Source organism: Streptococcus nidrosiense (assembly GCF_042140045.1).
Lineage (GTDB): Bacteria > Bacillota > Bacilli > Lactobacillales > Streptococcaceae > Streptococcus > Streptococcus nidrosiense.
On record NZ_CP152419.1, the window covers coordinates 572,306 to 592,707 of the forward strand.

General features: G+C 40.9%; 14 protein-coding genes and 3 pseudogenes. 11 read left to right on the top strand and 6 right to left on the bottom strand.

What is annotated here, in order from left to right:
- Positions 1-143 precede the first annotated feature (143 nt).
- The 5 genes from AAFQ93_RS02860 to AAFQ93_RS02880 all read right to left on the bottom strand — a co-directional run bounded on the left by AAFQ93_RS02860 (position 144) and on the right by AAFQ93_RS02880 (position 6,468).
- Positions 144-1,802 (bottom strand): ABC transporter permease, encoded by a 1,659-nt coding sequence (locus AAFQ93_RS02860; protein WP_375555535.1) that lies wholly within the window; start codon positions 1,800-1,802, stop codon positions 144-146.
- Complete coding sequence (locus AAFQ93_RS02865) at positions 1,792-2,883, bottom strand: ABC transporter ATP-binding protein (RefSeq protein ID WP_375555536.1); 1,092 nt, start codon at positions 2,881-2,883, stop codon at positions 1,792-1,794. Before AAFQ93_RS02865 ends, AAFQ93_RS02860 begins: the two co-directional genes overlap by 11 nt.
- A 12-nt stretch (positions 2,884-2,895) precedes the next feature.
- Positions 2,896-3,942, bottom strand: coding sequence for an extracellular solute-binding protein (locus tag AAFQ93_RS02870; RefSeq protein ID WP_375555537.1), 1,047 nt, complete (start codon positions 3,940-3,942; stop codon positions 2,896-2,898).
- A gap of 113 nt (positions 3,943-4,055) precedes the next feature.
- Complete coding sequence (locus tag AAFQ93_RS02875) at positions 4,056-4,826, bottom strand: response regulator (RefSeq protein ID WP_375555538.1); 771 nt, start codon at positions 4,824-4,826, stop codon at positions 4,056-4,058.
- Complete coding sequence (locus AAFQ93_RS02880) at positions 4,819-6,468, bottom strand: sensor histidine kinase (protein ID WP_375555539.1); 1,650 nt, start codon at positions 6,466-6,468, stop codon at positions 4,819-4,821. The genes AAFQ93_RS02875 and AAFQ93_RS02880 overlap by 8 nt, the downstream gene beginning before the upstream one ends.
- 149 nt (positions 6,469-6,617) lie before the next feature.
- Here AAFQ93_RS02880 and leuS point away from each other — a divergent pair, with 149 nt between their 5' ends.
- From leuS to AAFQ93_RS02920, 8 genes and pseudogenes are all read left to right on the top strand, one after another.
- Positions 6,618-9,119: a leucine--tRNA ligase gene (gene leuS, locus AAFQ93_RS02885; RefSeq protein WP_375555540.1), complete on the top strand. Its 2,502-nt coding sequence runs from the start codon at positions 6,618-6,620 to the stop codon at positions 9,117-9,119.
- Between the two features lie 194 nt (positions 9,120-9,313).
- The gene (locus AAFQ93_RS02890) at positions 9,314-10,006 is read left to right on the top strand and encodes a GNAT family N-acetyltransferase (RefSeq protein ID WP_375555541.1); all 693 of its coding nucleotides are present in this window, start codon (positions 9,314-9,316) and stop codon (positions 10,004-10,006) included.
- 11 nt (positions 10,007-10,017) lie between these two features.
- The gene (locus tag AAFQ93_RS02895) at positions 10,018-10,440 is read left to right on the top strand and encodes a GNAT family N-acetyltransferase (RefSeq protein ID WP_375555543.1); all 423 of its coding nucleotides are present in this window, start codon (positions 10,018-10,020) and stop codon (positions 10,438-10,440) included.
- 275 nt (positions 10,441-10,715) lie between these two features.
- On the top strand, positions 10,716-11,579 hold the full coding sequence (locus AAFQ93_RS02900) for an ABC transporter ATP-binding protein (protein WP_375555544.1): 864 nt from the start codon (positions 10,716-10,718) through the stop codon (positions 11,577-11,579).
- Complete coding sequence (locus AAFQ93_RS02905; protein WP_006153138.1) at positions 11,579-12,433, top strand: ABC transporter permease; 855 nt, start codon at positions 11,579-11,581, stop codon at positions 12,431-12,433. The genes AAFQ93_RS02900 and AAFQ93_RS02905 overlap by 1 nt, the downstream gene beginning before the upstream one ends.
- Before the next feature lie 166 nt (positions 12,434-12,599).
- Positions 12,600-13,598, top strand: a complete 999-nt coding sequence (ruvB, locus tag AAFQ93_RS02910) for a Holliday junction branch migration DNA helicase RuvB (RefSeq protein ID WP_375555545.1) — start codon at positions 12,600-12,602, stop codon at positions 13,596-13,598.
- On the top strand, positions 13,579-14,151 hold the full coding sequence (locus tag AAFQ93_RS02915) for a nucleotidyltransferase family protein (RefSeq protein ID WP_375555546.1): 573 nt from the start codon (positions 13,579-13,581) through the stop codon (positions 14,149-14,151). The genes ruvB and AAFQ93_RS02915 overlap by 20 nt, the downstream gene beginning before the upstream one ends.
- A 587-nt stretch (positions 14,152-14,738) precedes the next feature.
- Positions 14,739-14,933, top strand: a pseudogene (locus AAFQ93_RS02920) (accessory Sec-dependent serine-rich glycoprotein adhesin); the annotation flags it as partial.
- Between the two features lie 140 nt (positions 14,934-15,073).
- On the opposite strand, the gene AAFQ93_RS02925 reads toward AAFQ93_RS02920, so the two are convergent.
- Positions 15,074-15,448: a hypothetical protein gene (locus AAFQ93_RS02925; RefSeq protein WP_375555547.1), complete on the bottom strand. Its 375-nt coding sequence runs from the start codon at positions 15,446-15,448 to the stop codon at positions 15,074-15,076.
- 592 nt (positions 15,449-16,040) lie between these two features.
- Between AAFQ93_RS02925 and AAFQ93_RS02930 the strand changes: the two are divergent.
- From AAFQ93_RS02930 to AAFQ93_RS09665, 3 genes and pseudogenes are all read left to right on the top strand, one after another.
- Positions 16,041-18,848 (top strand): annotated as a pseudogene (locus AAFQ93_RS02930) (sialoglycan-binding domain-containing protein); the annotation flags it as partial.
- 52 nt (positions 18,849-18,900) lie between these two features.
- Positions 18,901-19,083: a hypothetical protein gene (locus tag AAFQ93_RS02935; protein WP_375555549.1), complete on the top strand. Its 183-nt coding sequence runs from the start codon at positions 18,901-18,903 to the stop codon at positions 19,081-19,083.
- A 1,187-nt stretch (positions 19,084-20,270) separates the two neighbouring features.
- Positions 20,271-20,336 (top strand): annotated as a pseudogene (locus AAFQ93_RS09665) (hypothetical protein); the annotation flags it as partial.
- Positions 20,337-20,402: the final 66 nt, after the last annotated feature.

A 20,402-nucleotide genomic window follows, 5' to 3' on the forward strand; every position in this document is an offset into this window, starting at 1 on the left:
GACTATCATGCATCTATATAACTAGCTAAGATATGTCCTATTGATAGGAATCTGTATTTATCGAAGATGATGATTCGGGAAAATCAAAAGTAGAGATATAAAAAAACAGCCAGGGGGAATTGGCTGTTTTAGTAGGAAAAAAACTAGAGCGTAATGCTGTTATTTTTAGAAATTTTCATAAATAGTAACAAGGAAGTAACTGTTAAGATGGTGAGGATAGTAGACAAGGCTGCTGCCACACCATAGTTACCACGAAGTACTTCAGTGTAGATAGCTACGGTCATTGTTCTAGTTTTAACATTATACAAGAGAATGGAAGTAGATAGTTCCGAAATCATTGTTACCCATGAAAGGATTGCTCCTGAGATGATACCTGAAAGCATCATTGGGGTTGTGATTTTAGTAAAGGTATTGAGACGGCTACTTCCCAAGCTTTCTGCTGCTTCTTCGATACTAGGGGCAATTTGTTGCAAACTAGCAACTGAAGAGCGGATAGTATAAGGAAGTCTTCTTACAGATAAGGACATAATCAAGATGAAGGCTGTTCCTGTAATCATCAGGAAACCACTTCCGAAGAGGCCTGTATTGAATGAAGAGATAAAGGCAATACCAAGTACAGTTCCTGGTACGATATAAGGTACCATACTAAGACTATCGATTAAGTTGGTAAATAGGTTGCGTTTGCGAACTGCAAGATAGGATATGAAGGTCGCAAAGACAACAACGAGAACCAAGGCAAGGAGAGGGATACGAATGGTATTAAAAATAGCAGAGCCCATGCGGTTAAAAGCAGTCTTATAGCTGTTTAGTGAATATCCTTTGACGAAAACCATTCCGGATGTTTTTAGGAAGGATGTATAAATCAAGTAAACTTGAGGCAAAACAGAGAATAAGATAATGCCATAAACTGTCACATAAATAGCAGCCATCTTACCTTTTGTCGTTTTCTTAGGTTCAATTGGATGAAGCGAGTTCATACTGAAACTGTAGCGATTTGAAACGTATTTTTGGATGAGGAAGATAACTAGGGCGATTGTAATCGCCATAATTGCTAAGGCTGATGCGAAGGCAGAGTTACCCCCTACCTCACTGATAAACTGTGTATAGATCAAGACTGGGAAGGTACGATATCCCTCACCAATCAACATCGGAGTACCAAAGTCCGAGAAGGCTCTCATAAAGACGAGGAGTGCAGCTGCTAGTAAGGTTGGAACCAAGAGAGGTAAAACGACTGTTACAATTCGTTTTAGACCGAAAGATCCCATACTTTCAGCAGCTTCTAGGAGAGAATTGTCGATGCTCTTCATAGTCCCCGCTACGTAAAGAAATACGAGAGGGAAAAGTTGAAGTGTAAAGACAAGTACAATACCTTTGAAACCGTAGATATCAAGACCTGGCAAGTGAAGTGTGTTGGTTAGAAACTTTGTGATTACTCCGTTTCTACCAAGAAGTAGAATCCAAGAATAGGCACCTACAAAGGGAGCTGACATGGATGCAATGATGATTAAAATTTGTAAAAACTTCTTTCCCTTGAAATCATACATGGAAAAAAGATAAGCTAGCAAGGTACCAACAACGACAGAGGTAATTGTGGCAGTTACAGAAACCTTGAAACTGTTGATAAGGGTTTCAGAATAGTAAGACTTGCTAAAGAAAGTCACAAAATTTTCTAATGAGAAATGACCTTCATGTACCAGTGCCTGTTTTAATACCGTAACAATTGGATAGACCAGAAAAACAAGATAAGCAAGGAAGATGAAGAAGGAAGACGCAGTCCAGATATTTAGTTTTTTACGCTCCATGGCCGACTCCTTTTATGAGATTACGAGAACCATCTTCAGAGAAGACATTGAGTTTTTGAGTGTTGATACGCAAACGAACGCGATCTCCTTTTTTCAAATCTTCTTCAAATGTAGATTCTTCACTTACTTGGATTTTTGAAGCAAACCCTGTCTCGATGAAGTATTCAGTATTGAGTCCAAGATAGACACTATCACTAATTGTACCGTCGATTGGTCCATTTTCGTCACGAATAAATTCTTCAGGACGAATGCTGACATGAATAGCTTGTTCTTCCACCTGGTCTAATGCTGGCATACGAAGAGAGTAACCATCTTCAAAGACGATGTAAGCTCCGTCAGCTTGCTTTTCCAAACGAGCAGGGATTATGTTTGTTCTACCAATAAAGGTTGCGACAAATTCATTTGCTGGCTTGTGGTAAAGTTCTTTCGGGCGTCCGGTTTGTTGGATAACACCATCTTTCATAACGGCGATTTGGTCAGAAATGGCCATAGCTTCTTCTTGGTCGTGAGTTACGTAGACTGTTGTGATACCAACTTCGTGTTGGATTTCACGAATAGCTTGACGCATATCCAATCGAAGTTTGGCATCTAGGTTACTGAGGGGTTCGTCCATGAGGAGAACGCTAGGATTAACTGCCAAGGCACGTGCTAGGGCAACCCGTTGTTGCTGACCACCACTAAGTTTATCTGGTTTTCGGTCTGCATACTGGGCAATTTGCATCAACTCAAGGTATTTATTTGTTTGTTCGATGAGTTCGTCTTTTGGAACTTTCTTTTGCTTGAGTCCGAACGCTACGTTATCACGCACTGTCAAATGTGGGAAAATCGCATAGTTTTGGAAAACCATCCCAATGTTTCGTTTGCTAGGTTCCATGTTGTTGATTTTAGTATCGTCGAAGTAGAACTCTCCTCCTTCGATGCTATTGAAACCTGCAATCATACGAAGCAAGGTTGTTTTCCCACATCCTGAAGGCCCAAGGAGGGTGAAAAGGCTCCCCTTAGGAATAGTAACGTTTAGGTTTTCGATAACAGCTACATCGTGGTAAATTTTCTTGGCATTAATAATCTTGATCTCACTCATGGTCAACCTCTTTTACTGTTTAGATTGGATATCTGTAAAGATTTCGTTGTATTTTTTAACGATATCTGATTTATTTTTGATGACATAGTCATAGTCTTCAGTTAGTGTTTTAATTTGTTCGATTGGTTTCATATTTTCGCTAGTTTTAGCATTTTTACGAACAGGACGGTTAGTGGTTGTTGTACCAAGAGTGTCTTGGACTTCTTGAGAAATGATGAAATCGATAAATTTCTTAGCGTTTTCCATGTTCTTAGCGTTTTTAATAATAGCAGCGCTAGCCGGTAGGAAGACAGTACCTTCTTTTGGATAAACAACCTTAATGTTTGCTCCGTCGTTTAGAAGTTTCACTGCGGGGTCTTCGTAAGAAAGACCAACAGCCATTTCTCCATCTGCTACGGCCTTGTAAACGCCAGATGAACTTGAGCCGATTTTACCATCAATCAAAGTAAAGAGATCTTTGACATAAGTCCAAGCTTTGTCGTCTGTATAGCCGCCCTCAGCTTGTAACATGTTTGTTAGTTGAGCAAAGGCGCTAGAAGAGTTGGCTGGGTCTGCAGTTGCGATTTTTCCTTTGAGTTCTGGTTTGATGAGGTCGCTATAACCTTCAATATTCATCCCCTTAGTTAAGTCAGGGTTAACGATCAAAACACTACCATCCAATGTATAAGGAGTTGAGTAGCCAGTTGTATTTTGATATTCTTTGATTACATTATCGTTTTCCGTTGATACGTAATTTTCAAAAAGTTCCCCGTGGGTAGCATATTGGGTATAGGAACCACCAAAGATGATATCTGCCACAGGGGCTTCTTTTTCAGATTCTAGTTTTTTAAAGAGTTCACCTGTTCCTGCTTGAATGAGTTCAACCTTGATACCATACTTTTCTTCAAAAGCAGGAATAGTTGCTCCAATCAATCCCTCTGAGTTTGGGGAGTAGACCACTAGAGTATCGCTTCCTCCATTTTCAGTTGCCTTTTCTCCCGAAGCGTCGTCAGAAGAGCAGGCAGTTAGTCCTAAAATAGCAAGTCCACAAGCAGCAAAATACATCCATTTCTTTTTCATGATGGATACCTCCATAATTTTGTTACCTCTATTGTAAAGTAATGAAAGCGTTTTTAAAACTTAAAATTCTATCCTAATGGGGTAAAATTCTCTACAAAAAAGAAGAATAGTGTCTAAACTATTCTTCCAATGGCTTTTAACTCTTTTGGAGAGATATGAAAGTATTTCTTAAAAACTTTACCAAAATATTTATAGTCTGAGAAGCCGACTTGTTCAGCGATTTGACTAAGAGGAGAATCAGGATACTGGCTCATCTTTTCAACGGCTTGTTTTAAACGATACTGAAGAATGTATTCGTTCAAGGTGATAGGAAAATCCTCCTTGATAACCTTGTAGAGATAACTTTCGCTATAACCTAGATTCTCTGCAATGGTAGAAATTGTAAAGTGTTGGGAGTAGTGTTGGTGCACAAATTCGAGAATTTGTTGAATCAATTGGTTTTGAGGATTGATTTTTTGAAGAGATGTTACAAAAGTCTGATAGTCTTGTAAAAATGGATTGGTTTGGTGTTGATCCATCTTGAGGCGTAGAGTTATTTTTTCTAAACACTCTGTTAATTCTGCGACATTTATGGGTTTTGGGAGGAAGTCCACTGCTCCAAATTGCATGGCCTTTTTAGCATTTTGGAAATCATTATAGCCTGAGAGGATTACTTTTTCATAAGAGAGTGAACGGGTCGCTTCAAACATCATAAAAGCATCCATGATGGGCATGGTAATATCTGTCAGGACGATGTGTGGTTTCTCTTTTTGAATCAATTCCATGCCTTCTTGTCCGTGACTTGCAGTTCCAACAACTTGAATACCTAAGGCTGAGTAGTCTACGGCGATTTCAAGCCATTTTCGGATCAGGTGTTCGTCTTCGACAATGATTAACTTAAACATGCGTTCTTCCTTTCGTGACAAATTTTACCCAGGTTTCCCCTTTGGAGTTGACTCCCAAATCTAATTCTACATTTTCAAAAAAATTATTCAATCGTTTGTAACTATTGACAATACCGTGCTGTGTATGTGGGCTGTCCAAGGATTCTAAGATATGTAGACGTTCTTGTTTGGTTAGACCACCAGCATTATCCTCAACGATAAAGGTCAGTGCTTCCTGCTCTTGAGTGATTTGGATAGAGATGGCAAGGTCGATACGATACTGCCTTCCGTATTTTAGAGCATTTTCCACAAGTGGTAATAGGAAAAGTTTCGGAATAGTTTGGGAATGTAGATTCTCAGAACAGTCAATCTGATAAGAAAAATGTTCAAATCGAATCTGATGGATTTTCAGATAAGCTTCGATAATCTCTAGGTCCCGTCCAAGAGTCGTTTCCTTTTCTAGTTCAGTTACACTATATCGCAGGATGCGTGTGAGATTTTGAATAAGTTCTTGAGTAATACTAGCATCAATCATACTCGTGATTTTAATAGTTTCCAAGGTATTGTAGAGGAAGTGAGGATTAAACTGAGCTTCCAGCATCTTTCTTTCAAAGATCCACTTTTCCTTCTCAATGGTCAACATCTTTTGATGGAGTTCATCCAACTCTTGGAGCATATCGGTGATTTTCTCAGCAATCAGTTCAAATTCGTCTCCTGTCTGGAGGATCAGCTTCTTGTCCTTTTTCTTAGGAATTTCCTGCAGTTGATAGACCAGACTTTCAATAGGGCCGGCATTGTGCGTCGCAATTTTATAAGCAATTCGTCTCGCCTGCCAGAAGTATAACAGAAAGATACAGAGTGTTAAGACGGAAGCAAGTCCCAGTAAACTCGGAATGGGAAAGAAAGATTGAAAGGCGTAGATTGAGAAAATCGGTTCAATTTTACGTTTTTCAATCAGAAGTGGATTTTCAACATACCAATGGGTTTTAGATTGGAGTAACTTTTCATCAAATTTTTCCAGAGTCGATTGTGTAAATTGATTGGTATTGCTAGAGTAGATGTTTCCAAAAGTATCTGTAATGGCGTATTTTGAATTGATGAGAGGGATACTGGACACAAATTCATTTTCATTTACAAAAGAAATGCTATAAGCCTTAACTCGTTGATTTTGAACGATAGGCATAATGAATAGTGCGTAATGTTGCTTATCTATTGACAAAGCAACCTTTTCTGTAATGGCTCCTTGAATCGGATTTTGAATTAACAATTTTAAATAATAAGGAGCTAAAATAGTTTCTTGATGGTTGCGATTGGTACTAAAGAGCAGTTCTCCTGTGTTATCAAGGATGATAAAATCAGAACTGAGTTTTAGTTGAGCTTTTGTTTCATAAAATAGACTAAAGAGTTCTCGGTCGGTGTGTTTACCCTCTAAAAATTCTGGGACCATTTTTTGATTCATGGTCTCCAGTAATTGATAGTTCGCTTGTTTCATATTACGAACATGTTGGACAATCTGTTGAGTGTCTTTGGTGAGCTGTTGCTTTTGAAGGAAATAGGAAAAACCAAACAAGAGAATGAGGAGTAAAAACGAGGTCGCTAAAGCAGCCAAAGAACTACGGTGAAGAATCTCTTTTTGGAGAGAATGTTTGAAAGAATGAGCCATAAATCACCTCTTATAAAGAGCTTGCTAAAGTAAGTATAGCAGTATTAAAAATGGAAGGCAAGGTGAAAAGAGAAAAGAGTTGAAAAGAAAGAGACTAAATTCCCCTAAAAATGGTATAATAGGAGCATCACGAAAATTGGAGAGACAGCATGAGTTTTTACAATCATAAAGAAATCGAGCCTAAGTGGCAAAAATACTGGGCTGACAATCACACGTTTAAGACAGGAACAGACGCTTCAAAACCGAAGTTTTATGCACTCGACATGTTCCCTTATCCATCTGGAGCAGGTCTTCACGTAGGACACCCAGAAGGATACACAGCGACTGATATCCTCAGCCGTTTCAAACGTGCACAAGGCTACAATGTCCTTCACCCAATGGGATGGGATGCCTTTGGTTTGCCTGCAGAGCAATACGCTATGGATACAGGGAATGACCCAGCGGAATTCACAGCGGAAAACATTGCCAACTTCAAACGCCAAATCAATGCGCTTGGATTCTCTTACGACTGGGACCGTGAGGTAAATACAACAGATCCAAACTATTACAAATGGACACAATGGATCTTCACCAAGCTTTACGAAAAAGGCTTGGCCTATGAAGCAGAAGTGCCAGTAAACTGGGTTGAGGAACTAGGAACAGCTATCGCCAACGAAGAAGTTCTTCCAGATGGAACATCTGAGCGTGGAGGCTATCCAGTTGTCCGCAAACCAATGCGCCAATGGATGCTTAAAATCACGGCCTATGCAGAGCGCTTGCTCAATGACTTGGATGATCTTGACTGGCCAGAGTCTATCAAGGACATGCAACGCAACTGGATTGGGAAATCAACTGGTGCCAATGTCACTTTCAAAGTGAAGGGAACAGATAAGGAATTCACAGTCTTTACGACTCGTCCAGATACCCTTTTCGGAGCGACCTTCACAGTCTTAGCGCCTGAGCATGAACTAGTAGATGCCATCACGAGTCCAGAACAAGCAGAAGCCGTAGCAGACTACAAACACCAAGCCAGCCTCAAATCAGACTTGGCTCGTACAGACCTTGCCAAGGAAAAAACAGGGGTTTGGACTGGTGCCTATGCGATCAACCCTGTAAACGGCAAAGAAATTCCAATCTGGATTGCCGACTACGTTCTTGCTAGCTACGGAACAGGTGCTGTTATGGCTGTACCTGCCCACGATCAACGTGACTGGGAATTTGCCAAACAGTTTGGACTTCCAATCGTAGAAGTGCTGGAAGGTGGAAACGTAGCTGAAGCTGCCTACATAGAAGATGGACTTCACGTTAACTCTGACTTCTTGAACGGTCTTAACAAAGAAGACGCCATTGCCAAAATTGTGGCTTGGTTGGAAGAAAAAGGTTGTGGTCAAGAGAAAGTGACTTACCGCCTCCGCGACTGGCTCTTTAGCCGTCAACGTTACTGGGGTGAACCAATCCCAATCATCCATTGGGAAGATGGAACTTCAACAGCTGTTCCAGAAAGTGACTTGCCACTTGTCTTGCCAGTCACCAAGGACATCCGCCCTTCAGGTACTGGTGAAAGCCCACTAGCTAACTTGACCGACTGGCTAGAAGTCACTCGTGAAGATGGGGTCAAAGGTCGTCGTGAAACCAACACTATGCCACAATGGGCAGGTTCAAGCTGGTACTACCTCCGCTATATCGATCCACATAACACAGAGAAATTGGCCGATGAGGACCTCCTCAAACAATGGTTGCCAGTAGATATTTACGTGGGTGGTGCAGAACATGCCGTGCTTCACTTGCTTTACGCTCGTTTCTGGCACAAATTCCTCTATGATATCGGTGTTGTACCGACTAAAGAACCGTTCCAAAAACTCTTTAACCAAGGAATGATTTTGGGCACAAGTTACCGTGACCACCGTGGTGCTCTTGTGGCGACTGACAAGGTTGAAAAACGTGACGGTTCCTTCTTCCATGTGGAAACAGGAGAAGAATTGGAGCAAGCACCAGCCAAGATGTCTAAATCTCTCAAGAACGTAGTCAACCCTGATGATGTGGTGGAACAATACGGTGCCGATACCCTTCGTGTCTATGAAATGTTCATGGGGCCACTCGATGCTTCTATCGCTTGGTCAGAAGAAGGTCTGGAAGGAAGTCGTAAGTTCCTCGACCGTGTTTACCGTTTGATTACAAGTAAAGAAATCGTTGTGGAAAACAATGGTGCTCTAGACAAGGTTTATAACGAAACCGTTAAAGCTGTCACAGAGCAAATCGAGTCGATGAAGTTCAACACAGCCATTGCCCAGCTCATGGTCTTTGTCAATGCAGCTAACAAGGAAGACAAACTCTACGTGGACTACGCCAAAGGCTTTATCCAATTGATTGCCCCATTTGCACCTCACTTGGCAGAAGAGCTCTGGCAAACAGTGGCATCAACAGGTGAGTCAATCTCTTATGTAGCTTGGCCAACATGGGACGAAAGCAAATTGGTTGAAGACGAAGTCGAAATCGTCGTCCAAATCAAAGGTAAAGTCCGTGCTAAATTGATGGTAGCTAAAGATCTTTCACGCGAAGAGTTGCAAGAAGTAGCTCTTGCTAACGAAAAAGTCAAAGCAGAGATTGATGGCAAGGAAATTGTTAAGGTGATTGCGGTACCGAACAAACTTGTCAACATTGTTGTGAAATAACCGATTTATTTGTTCGTACTCAACCTCAAACAAGTTTCCCAAACTGTTTGAGTCAACTAAACTCGTTAATATCGTTGTTAAATAAGAAATGAATCCTTCAGAGTAGAATCTGGAGGATTTTTTGTAGATTACCTGCAATATGTGATATACTATTCACATCTTTAAACTTATAAGAGTAAGACAAGGAGAAAACTATGTCTGTAAATGAATATGGTCAGATGATTGGTGAACCTGTAGACGACACACCTGGAGTTTTACCGTCACTTGTACGGATAGAAGGACAGTATACGACTCTAGAAGCTCTTTCAGTGGAAAAGCACGCGAAAGATTTGTTAGCTGTTTATGGCCCAGATAGCCCTCGGGAGATGTGGACCTACCTCTTTCAGGAGCCAGTAGAAAATCTCGAAGAATTAATCGTAGCTTTGAAGCAGATGATTGAGCGCAAGGATCGCTTCTATTATACGATTATCGATAAAGTGACTGGAAAGGCGTTGGGGACTTTTTCTCTCATGCGTATTGACCAAGCCAATCGCACCATTGAAGTTGGTGCAGTGACCTTTTCTCCGGCTCTCAAACAGACCAGGATGGGAACAGAAGCTCACTATTTGCTAGCTCGTTATGTTTTTGAAGAACTCAACTATCGCCGCTATGAGTGGAAGTGCGACGCCCTCAATCTTCCATCTAGAAAAGCAGCAGAGCGTTTGGGCTTTATCTACGAGGGAACCTTCCGCCAAGCTGTTATTTATAAAGGGCGTACCAGAGATACGGATTGGTTGTCCATGATCGATAAGGACTGGCCTCAAGTCAGAGCTCGCTTGGAAGCGTGGTTGGCTCCTAAAAACTTTGATAAAAATGGACGGCAGTACAAGAGCTTGAGAGAGCTTTAAGAGGTGTTGAGATGATTACTATTAAAAAGCAAGAAATTGTCAAGCTAGAAGATGTTTTGCATCTCTACCAGGCAGTTGGTTGGACAAACTATACCAATCAGTCACAGATGTTGGAGCAGGCCTTGTCTCATTCGCTAGCGACTTATCTTGCCCGTGACGGTGAGGAAATCATTGGTTTAGTGCGTCTGGTTGGAGATGGTTTTTCATCCGTTTTTGTCCAGGATTTGATTGTTTTGCCTAGCTATCAGCGCCAAGGAATTGGTAGTAACTTGATGAAAGAAGCCTTAGCTGACTATAAGGATGCCTATCAAATACAACTAGCGACTGAACAGACAGAAAAAACCTTGGGTTTTTACCGTTCTCTGGGGTTTGAAACCTTATCTACTTATGATTGTACAGGAATGATTTGGGTGGATCGAAAAAAATTTAAATAATTCTTTTATCTTAAGTTAACTTTAAGTTTACTCATGTATCATGTAATCGTTAAGTAAAGACCTCCTAACTTTATTTAATAGAAATCCTAACTTTTCTTTTTCATAATAATCTCCCTAAAGAAGCCACCAAATCAGGTGGCTTTTTTTATGTTCAAATGCAGAAGTTTTAAGGTAGAATTGACCACATAATCATCCATTTCGACCACATAGCACCAAACTATATTTTTTCTTTTTCCTTTTTGTTAGACTGAAGGTGTAAAAAGGAGGAAGGAAATATGATTTTACAAGCAAAAGGCCTCACTAAGAACTATGGAGACCATACAGCAGTAAAAGATATAAATTTAGAGTTTAAAAAAGGAAGTTTTAACGCAATCTTAGGACCTAATGGGGCTGGCAAATCGACCACGATTTCAATGTTAATCGGACTTAAAAGAGCAACTAATGGTCAAATCATCTATGCGCCCAATACTCGGATTGGAGTTGTTTTTCAAGCAAGTGTATTGGATGAAAAGTTGACGGTCAAAGAAAACCTAGCCATTCGCGCCCAGCAGTATAAGGGGATTAAAGGTGGTCGTGTGGAAGATTTAATCAATCAACTAGGGTTGCCTGCTTTTCAGAAACAACTTTATGGGACTTTATCAGGAGGACAGAAACGTCGAGTTGACATTGCTCGGGCTCTCCTATCCAATCCCGATATTTTATTTCTAGATGAGCCTACGACTGGACTAGATATTCAGACTCGCAAATCCATTTGGGATTTATTGTATCGTCTACAAAGAGATGAAGGGATGACTATTATCTTAACGACTCATTATCTGGATGAAGCAGATGAGGCAGATCAACTTTATATTATAGATCATGGAAAGGTTATTGCCCAAGGTTCTGCTGCTGAAATTAAAAGTGAGTACGCTTCCAATCTTTTAAAAATTTGTTTTAAAGACAAGCAGGTGGAGAAATTCTTACCTAAAAATATGCCTGTGGAAAAGGAAAATGAGTTTGAGTATAGTCTTTATCCTAAGAGCCAATTGGAAGCTATTGATTATTTGACCCAAGTTCGTGAGAAGATTGCTAGCTTTGAATTTCGTCCAGGAACTATGGATGATGCCTTCATAGCCCTTACAGGAAGAGAGGTGCGCTAATGTTAGCCTTATTAAAACGTGATTTTTTGTTGTATTTTCGAAATCGTTCAGGAGTCTTTTTCTCATTACTGGGAGCTTTGATTTCCTTTCTACTCTATATCATTTTTTTGCAGAAAAATTTGATGGATGCCTGGTCCCAACTTCCTGATAATAAGAGTCTATTAAATAACTGGCTGATGGGTGGAACCTTGGCTGTGACTGGGATTACAACCAGTTTTACAGCTTTGACCCAGATGGTACAAGATCGTGAAAATCAAGTGGATCAGGATCTCTTTTTGACAGACTTAGGGAGCTGGGGCTTGCAACTGTCTTATCTTATTAGTAGCCTTATCATTTCCTTTGTTATGCAAGCCTTTATGCTTATTGTTATGAGCCTTTATTTTCAAGAAATTCCAGCAATGAGTAAGCTATTTGAAATAAGTTTAATCATGCTGCTAAGTAGTCTCCTTTCAACATTGGTAAATGCACTCTTGATTTACCATTTCCAGTCAGTAGATAGTCTGGGTAAATTGGCTACCATTGTAGGTACAGCTTCAGGATTTTTAGTAGGAACTTATGTACCAATGGGAATTCTTCCTAACTTCGCTCAAGTTCTCATGAAGTGCACACCGGCTACCTATCTTGCTTCTCTCTATAGACAGGTCTTAATGAAGGAGCAATTAGAAACTACATTTATGGGGAATAGTAGCTTATTAGAAGAGTTTCAAGAAAAATTAGGAATCCGGCTTAATTGGCAGAACCTTTTAACAAAGGAAGAAACATACTTAATAGTGGTGAGTATCTGCCTCCTAACCTTTCTGCTTTGGTTGGTAGTAGTTAAAATCTCTAGCAAAAAAATAAAATTTATAGGTTAAGCAAACTTTAAGTCTTCTCTTATATCATGTAGTTATTAAATAAAGACCTCCTAACTTTATTTAATAGAAATCCTAAACTTTTCTTTTTCATAATAATCTCCCTAATGAAGTCACCCAATTCGGTGGCTTTTTTGTTTGTGGGCTGGATTTTTGCTATAATAGGAGCATGAGTAGAATTTTAGATAATGAAATCATGGGTGATGAGGAGTTGGTAGAACGTACCCTTCGTCCCCAATATTTACGTGAATATATCGGTCAGGACAAGGTCAAGGATCAGCTTAAAATCTTTATCGAAGCTGCAAAAATGCGTGATGAGGCGCTGGACCATGTTCTTTTGTTTGGCCCTCCAGGTCTCGGGAAAACAACCATGGCTTTTGTCATTGCCAATGAACTGGGAGTCAATCTCAAGCAAACGTCTGGTCCCGTTATCGAAAAAGCCGGTGATTTGGTTGCGATTTTGAATGACTTGGAGCCTGGAGATGTGCTCTTCATTGATGAGATCCATCGCTTGCCTATGTCGGTGGAAGAGGTGCTTTACAGTGCTATGGAAGACTTCTACATCGACATCATGATTGGTGCGGGGGAAGGTAGTCGCAGTGTCCATCTGGAATTGCCGCCTTTTACCTTGATTGGTGCGACGACACGAGCAGGGATGCTTTCAAATCCACTTCGTGCACGTTTTGGAATTACTGGCCACATGGAGTATTATGCCCATGATGACTTGACAGAGATTGTCGAGCGGACGGCAGATATTTTTGAGATGGAAATCACCCATGAGGCAGCTTCCGAGTTGGCTTTGCGTAGTCGTGGGACTCCTCGTATCGCCAATCGTCTCCTCAAGCGCGTGCGCGACTTTGCGCAGATTATGGGCGATGGCTTGATTGATGATGTGATTACGGATAAGGCTTTGACTATGCTGGATGTAGACCATGAAGGTTTGGACTATGTGGACCAGAAAATTCTCCGCACCATGATTGAGATGTACGGTGGAGGTCCTGTCGGTCTAGGTACCCTTTCGGTGAATATCGCCGAAGAGCGTGAGACGGTAGAGGATATGTACGAACCTTACCTGATCCAGAAAGGCTTTATCATGCGAACTCGTTCAGGACGGGTCGCGACAGCTAAGGCTTACGAACATTTGGGGTATGAATACATTGAAAAATAAGGCTGAAATTTTAGATTCTTTCAGAGAAAATCCTGATATGATGGCTATTCTGACTATCATCCGTGACTTGGAGTTGAAAGATTCCTGGTTGGCGGCTGGTTCGGTCCGAAATTTTATCTGGAATCTCTTGTCAGATAAGCCATCCTTTGACCGTGAAACGGATGTGGATGTGATTTTCTTTGCCCCAGATGTGAGTTACGAAGAAACACTGGCTATAGAGAACAAGTTGAAAGAGGACTTTCCCCAGTATCAATGGGAGCTGAAAAATCAAGTCTATATGCATCAGCATAGTCCCCATACGCCTCCCTATGTGAATTCCTGCGATGCCATGAGTAAATATCCTGAACGTTGTACGGCGATAGGTATTCGCTTGCATACAGATACAACTTTAGAGCTCTTTGCGCCTTATGGCTTGGAGGATATTTTGAGCTTTCAAGTTCGTCCAACTCCTCATTTTTTAGAAAATCAAGACCGAATGAAGCTCTATCAAAAGCGTTTATCTAAGAAAAACTGGCGAGAAAAATGGAAAAATCTCACATTTAAAAATACTTAAGGAAACTTTAAGTTAGGAGCTGTATACTTATCTCATAAGTTAAGAAGAACTTAACTTATACTCCTAAAACTTTTTCATAATAATCTCCCTATAAAAATTAAGTCGCCCAATCAGGCGGCTTTTTTTGCTGGATTGATAATTCTCTATATCTCCGTGTGGCATTCTCATACTCAATGAAAATCAAAGAGCAAACTAGGAAGCTAGCCGCAGGCTGTACTTGAGTATGGCAAGGTGAAGCTGACGTGGTTTGAATTTGATTTTCGAAGAGTATCAACTGTACGATTTGTGTTTTTAAAAAGGAGGATAAATGATTATTGTACAAAAAACAAACTTTAGATACATACGAATTCCATAAAATGTATGATAATTTGTATTAATATAGATATCTACTCAAATATTTGGACAATAAGGAATAAAATGTGATATAATAAAGTGTTTTAGAGAATAATCTATATCAGAATATTTTAAACTTTAACACTAATTTAGATGTTGGGGATGATCTGATTTTCCAATATAAGGCTAGTTTATCTTGAAAAACATTTTGATAATTTTATTTTTTATAAAAAAAGATCTCAAGGAGAAAAAACATGTTTTTTAGACGTCAAGAAGGGCGATATAGAGAAACAGATCGTGTTACCCGATATAAGTTGATTAAATCGGGAAAACATTGGTTGCGTGCCTCAACGTCTCTATTTGGCTTGTTTAAAGTTCTTCGTGGTGGTATTGATACAGCCCAGATAACAACTGAGGTTGTAGACGATCATGTATCTACCTCCATCACTGGACTAGATATCCTCAAGGGGATAGCTGCCGCAGGGGCAGTGGTTGGTGGGGGAGTTGCCACTCACACGCAAGTCCATGCCAATGAACAGGTTGCTGTAGAGAAGGTGGTTGATGGAACCGACAACCTAGTCAATTCTGATCAGGTTGTTTTGGGAACGGTCAATAAAGATGATGAGCAACAGACTTCTGTTTCAACATCTACCTCTGTCAGTGAGAGTCTCTCAATCTCTGCTTCTACAAGTGCCTCGATTTCGGCCTCAACAAGTGCATCAGAGTCCGTAAGTGCCTCAACCTCAGCTAGTACTAGTGCTAGTGTGTCATCTTCAACTTCTGCTAGTACTTCGGCTTCATTGAGTGATTCTACCTCAACATCGGCTAGTGCTTCGACTGTTGCAAGCAGTTCCCTCTCTGAGGCTTCGCATGTAGAAGGTTCACAGACGGCTCCTAGCGAAGATGCTATCAGTAATGACGGAGCATCCGGAGCCACAGTTAAGGCTAGCGATATTAAGGTCAATCCTAGCCTTTCTAGTGCTCTGTCAACTGCAGAAAACTTCACAAGTCAAAATGCGAGTCTGACAGCAACCACAACAGCGACTCTTGCTGCGACAACGACAGCAGAAGTCAGCGCTAAAAAGCAAGCAGAAGACCGTAAGAAACTAGCTGCTCTTTCTGCCGAGATGGGTGAATATCTGGCTAAGGTTGCTGGTCTACCAAATACCGATTCAGCCATCACTAAGGTGAATGCTGCTGTAGTAGAGATTGAAAAAGCACTTGCAGATCCAACTGGTGATTTGACAGCAGTGGTGCAAAGAGCAACTTCAGCTCGTAACTCTATCGCCAATGCTGTTTTACGTGCAAATTCAGGTCAACGTGATAGCCGTAACGGGCAAGCTATGCCAACAGGGGATGGTCTCAGAGGATTCTCGCCTCGAACTCAGAATGAACAAACAACAGCTAGTATAGTATCTGGAACTTTTGCGCCTACTAGTCGTGAAGTTAAATGGACGATCTGGATGAATGCCCAGAGTGCTCTCACCTATGCAGGTTTGATTGCTAGGGTTGACCCGAATACGACAATCACAGCAGCCTATCTAAATGGTGTGAGAATGGACTTGCAAAGTCAATCCAACAATGAGTATATTTTCCAGAATCGTCATGGTTACAATAGAAATTTGGATGCTACTATTGAGATTTTTGCAACAGTCAATAATAGCTCAACTCAGGCGACCTTGAATGCACAAGTTGCGACAAGTAGTAAGGAGTTTTCAGCAAGTAACCCTCCTGGTAACTACACTTCTGTAATGACGAATACTGTTACAACAGGAGCAACATCAGATAGAGCGCCAAAAATTGAGTTACCATCTTATCTTACTTTCTTTAATGATGACAAGTTTGAAACGGCACCGAATGAACCTGTAGCTTTAAAGTTCTCCGATGATTTCCAATTGAGGAGATTTATTGCTTACCCATCTCCAGAGATTACTGGTTTGAATGGTCACTTCCCGAAAAATAATTTGTTTCAGGTGTTTGACGGAAACAATAGATTTAAGGGATGGGCGAAGTCTTGGACTGCTACTATAGATGGTACAATCGGTCGAGAACTATCTGATGGTCGATGGAATCCTATGCCCACGGGAAGTTATACTCTTGAGTTTGGAGTGACGGATTCAAGCAATAATGAGACAAGAGCGACAATGACTGTTTACATCAGAGGTTTCAACGAACGGAACAATCCTGTGAGTGGTGCCGCTGTTACAGTTAACAATCCGTCTAAGTTGAGCGAGACTGAAAGAACTCAAATTCTTGAAAACTTCAAAACAGCAAACAAAAATATCCTTTCTGGTTCAGACTTCACAAAAGATGGTGTGACGGGTAACATTACTGTGTCAGAAACAGGTGAAATCACCATCACCTACCGTGATAATACTGTGGATGTCGTCCAAGCAAGTACAATAGCTGAAACTGTAGTTCCGGTTCCTGCTGTTACCGTGACGCGTGATGGCCAAGCTATCCCTGCAACACCTGGAAGAGTTGGAAAGGAGTATGTTGTTTATGCAGGTGATAACTTCACAATTGACTTCACTGCAACTGATAATAGTGGTAAGTTAAAAGAGTTTAAGATTGTTCCTAGAGCGGATGGTTCTGTCCCAGCACTCACTGGCAATTTCTTTGGAGGAACTCAGTATGGCACTGGTGATGTTAGCAATCTAACAGGGGATATCACTGCAACATCGGAAAATCCTGCTCGTATTACTGTTAGTGCTCACCTCAAGGATGATTTACAATGGGTAGAAGGTTATAAGAATACTTGGCAACGGAATGCAGTTGCAACTGACCAAGTAGGAAACGTCAACAATACTGGAGATAACAGTCCTGGTAACGTCCGTATTACCCAAGGACAGCTCAAGGACCGTTTGCCTGTTGTAAATCCAGCCAAAACAACTGTTGGTGACCGAAACAATCTGTCAGAAACTGAGAAAAAGGCTGTTGAGAAAGCTATCTTTGACAAAAATCCCCAAGATACTCACCGCATCAATACAATTGATGTTTCAAGCAATGGTACGGCGACTATTACCTATAAAGATGGTACGGCTAATACACTTCAACCAACGGATACAGTTGATGAACGTCCAAGAGTTGGTGTAACAGTGACCCGCGATGGTCAGCCAATCCCAGCCACTCCGAGTCCAGATGCTTCCCGTGGAAACGAGCATATCGTCTACGCAGGTGATGATTTTACAGTTGACTTTACTGCATCTGATAGTAGTGGAAAACTAAAAGAATTTAAGATTGTCTCAAAAGCTGACCTTAGTAGACCTGCGCTAACCAGTAACTTCTTCCAAGGAGATTCTGGTACAGGAAATGAGTATGGTACAGGTACAGTTGCCCACCTAACTGGTAACATCGATGCTCCTGAGAGCAATCCATCTCATATCGTTGTCAGAGCCCATCTTAAAGATGACTTGCAATATAGTTCAGGTAATACATGGCAACGGAATGCGGCGGCTACTGACCTAGCAGGCAATCAAAATACTCCTGCAGCTCTAGGTAATGTTCGCATCACCCAAGGACAACTGAAAGACCGTCTGGCAGTCACAAATCCTGACTTTACACCGGTTGTGAATAAAAACAATCTGACAGAAGGTGAAAAGACAGATGTCAAGAATGCTATCTATGCTAAGAATAATCAAGTAACTCACCGTATCAAAGATATTGAAGTTACAAACAACGGTACAGCAACGATTGTCTACAAAGATGGTACACATAGTAATCCAATTCCACAGTCAGTGACAGTCAATGAACGTCCAAAACTGGTGATTCCATATGATAATGCTACAACTAAGGAAATATATCTATACCGCGGGGAAGAAGTTAATGTAACCTTTAGTGCAACCGATGATTCTGGCAAGATTTCTTCATTGAAGTTTGAAATGCAGCGAACCGCTGATAACGCTAGTGGGACTAACTATGCTGGCTATAGCGGAATGAATCGTTCAAATCCGATCACTAGCTTAACGAATCAAGCGGATGCAAGGATTACCCTTACAGGAACTCTAGGTAAAACTGTACCGTTAGGGCCATTTGAACGCTATTTAATGGCAACAGATGATAAAAACACATCTGATAGTGACCATGCTAAAAATGGGATTACCGACAATGGTTATGTCAAGTTTGTAATCAAAAGCCAGACTGATAAATATACTGCTGTAGCTAAGGTGCAAACAGTCTATACTTATGTAGGTGAAACGGCAGATGATTTGTCAAATGCGGCTAACTTTGTACAGCTTGAAGGTGGCAAGCAACTACCGCAAGGTGCTACTGTTACTTGGAAGACGCCAATTGACACAACTAACTCTGGAAATAATAAAACAGCTGTAGCAACAGTCACATACTCAGATGGTTCTACAGATGATGTTACTGTTACCTACAGTACCATGACCTCAATCGCGCCAAAAGCTCCGATCAATGACATCCAAGGAACAGCTCCTCATAATGGGGATGGTTCAAACTGGCTTAACTATGCATTTCAAGCGGGAGATGATTGGTTCCCAAGTGGCTCTCAACAAACATGGACAGATGAACATGGAACTCGCTTGTCAAATGCTCCTATCACTACGACAGAGGCTGGACAACAACGCTTCAAACTAACCTTTACGTTCCCTAAAGGTCGTCTGGGTGAGACAGATAGTGCGAAATTGCTTAGCAAGACCGTAGACGTTATTCATAATGTCTACAAGTTTGAGTCTAATCGTTCTTATATCTTTACTCAAGGTCAGACAAGTGATGCGGCTTACCAACAAGTGGTTGCAAATCCAAGAGATTCTATCACCAAGGTGACAGGTAGCCCTGACTATAATGTAAATAATACGAATTTCAGATGGGTTGATGGGGCTCCAGACCTTTCAACTGTTGGTCGATTTACAAAAGATGTAGAAGTTGAATTGCCAGTAGACGGATCTGGTGTACGTGTCAAACAGCGCGTTCCAATCACTTATACAGTTAACCCACAAGCGCCACAGATCGCAGATAATCAAGTGACAAATACAGGTGGCCTTCCGAACAAGGCAATCACTGTAACAAATGTGACGCCAGGAGCTGTGGTGACACTTACATTAGCTGGTCATACATTTACTAAGACTGCTAAAGATAATGAAACAAGCGTAACCTTTGAAGCCGCTGATTTGCAGGATGCTTATGATGGCAATAACGGTCTTCTTCCAACAGGCGATGTAACTGTTAAGCAAGAGAAGACAGTCAGTCTACCGGGTGGTGGAACTGAAACCTTGACTTCAGCTACAACGACGAAGACGATTACCAAGGAAACTGAAAGTCCAGAAGCTACCTTTGAACTTTATGTCAAGAACGATAAGACTGGCCTATGGGAAAAACAAACGATCAAGAATAATGTTCGTCCAGGAGTCAGTGGTTACGAAGTCTTCGCAGGCGACAAGATTAAAGTTGTTTTAACTGCTAAAGATAATAGTGGTAAGATTAAAACTCTGAAATTAAACGATGGAACTTCTGATAAAGATCACATTTTCCAAGATGGTTATTCTTCAGATGATGCTGCACCAGGAATTAAGGATACTCCTACTGAAGCTTCAGCAACTAATCCGAAAGTCCTAGAGTACACTGCTACTTATGGAGAAAATGTACAGTATGCAGATGGTAATAAATGGACCCGTGGAACTAGTGCTATAGATTTATCAGATAATACAGGTAGAGTCACAGCTGTAGTAGCACAAGGGAAATTGAATGAAAAATTCCCGGGTATTAAACCAAGTAGTGCTATCCAAGTTTCTAATCTAACTTCATTGACTCAAGATGATCTTGATAAGATTCTTGCTGCAGTGAAGGCAGTCAACCCTGAGTCAGATTTCCGTATTAAATCGTACGATATTGATAGCAATGGAACTGTGACAATTACCTACAAAGATGGAACAAAAAACACAGTAACTCCAGATTTG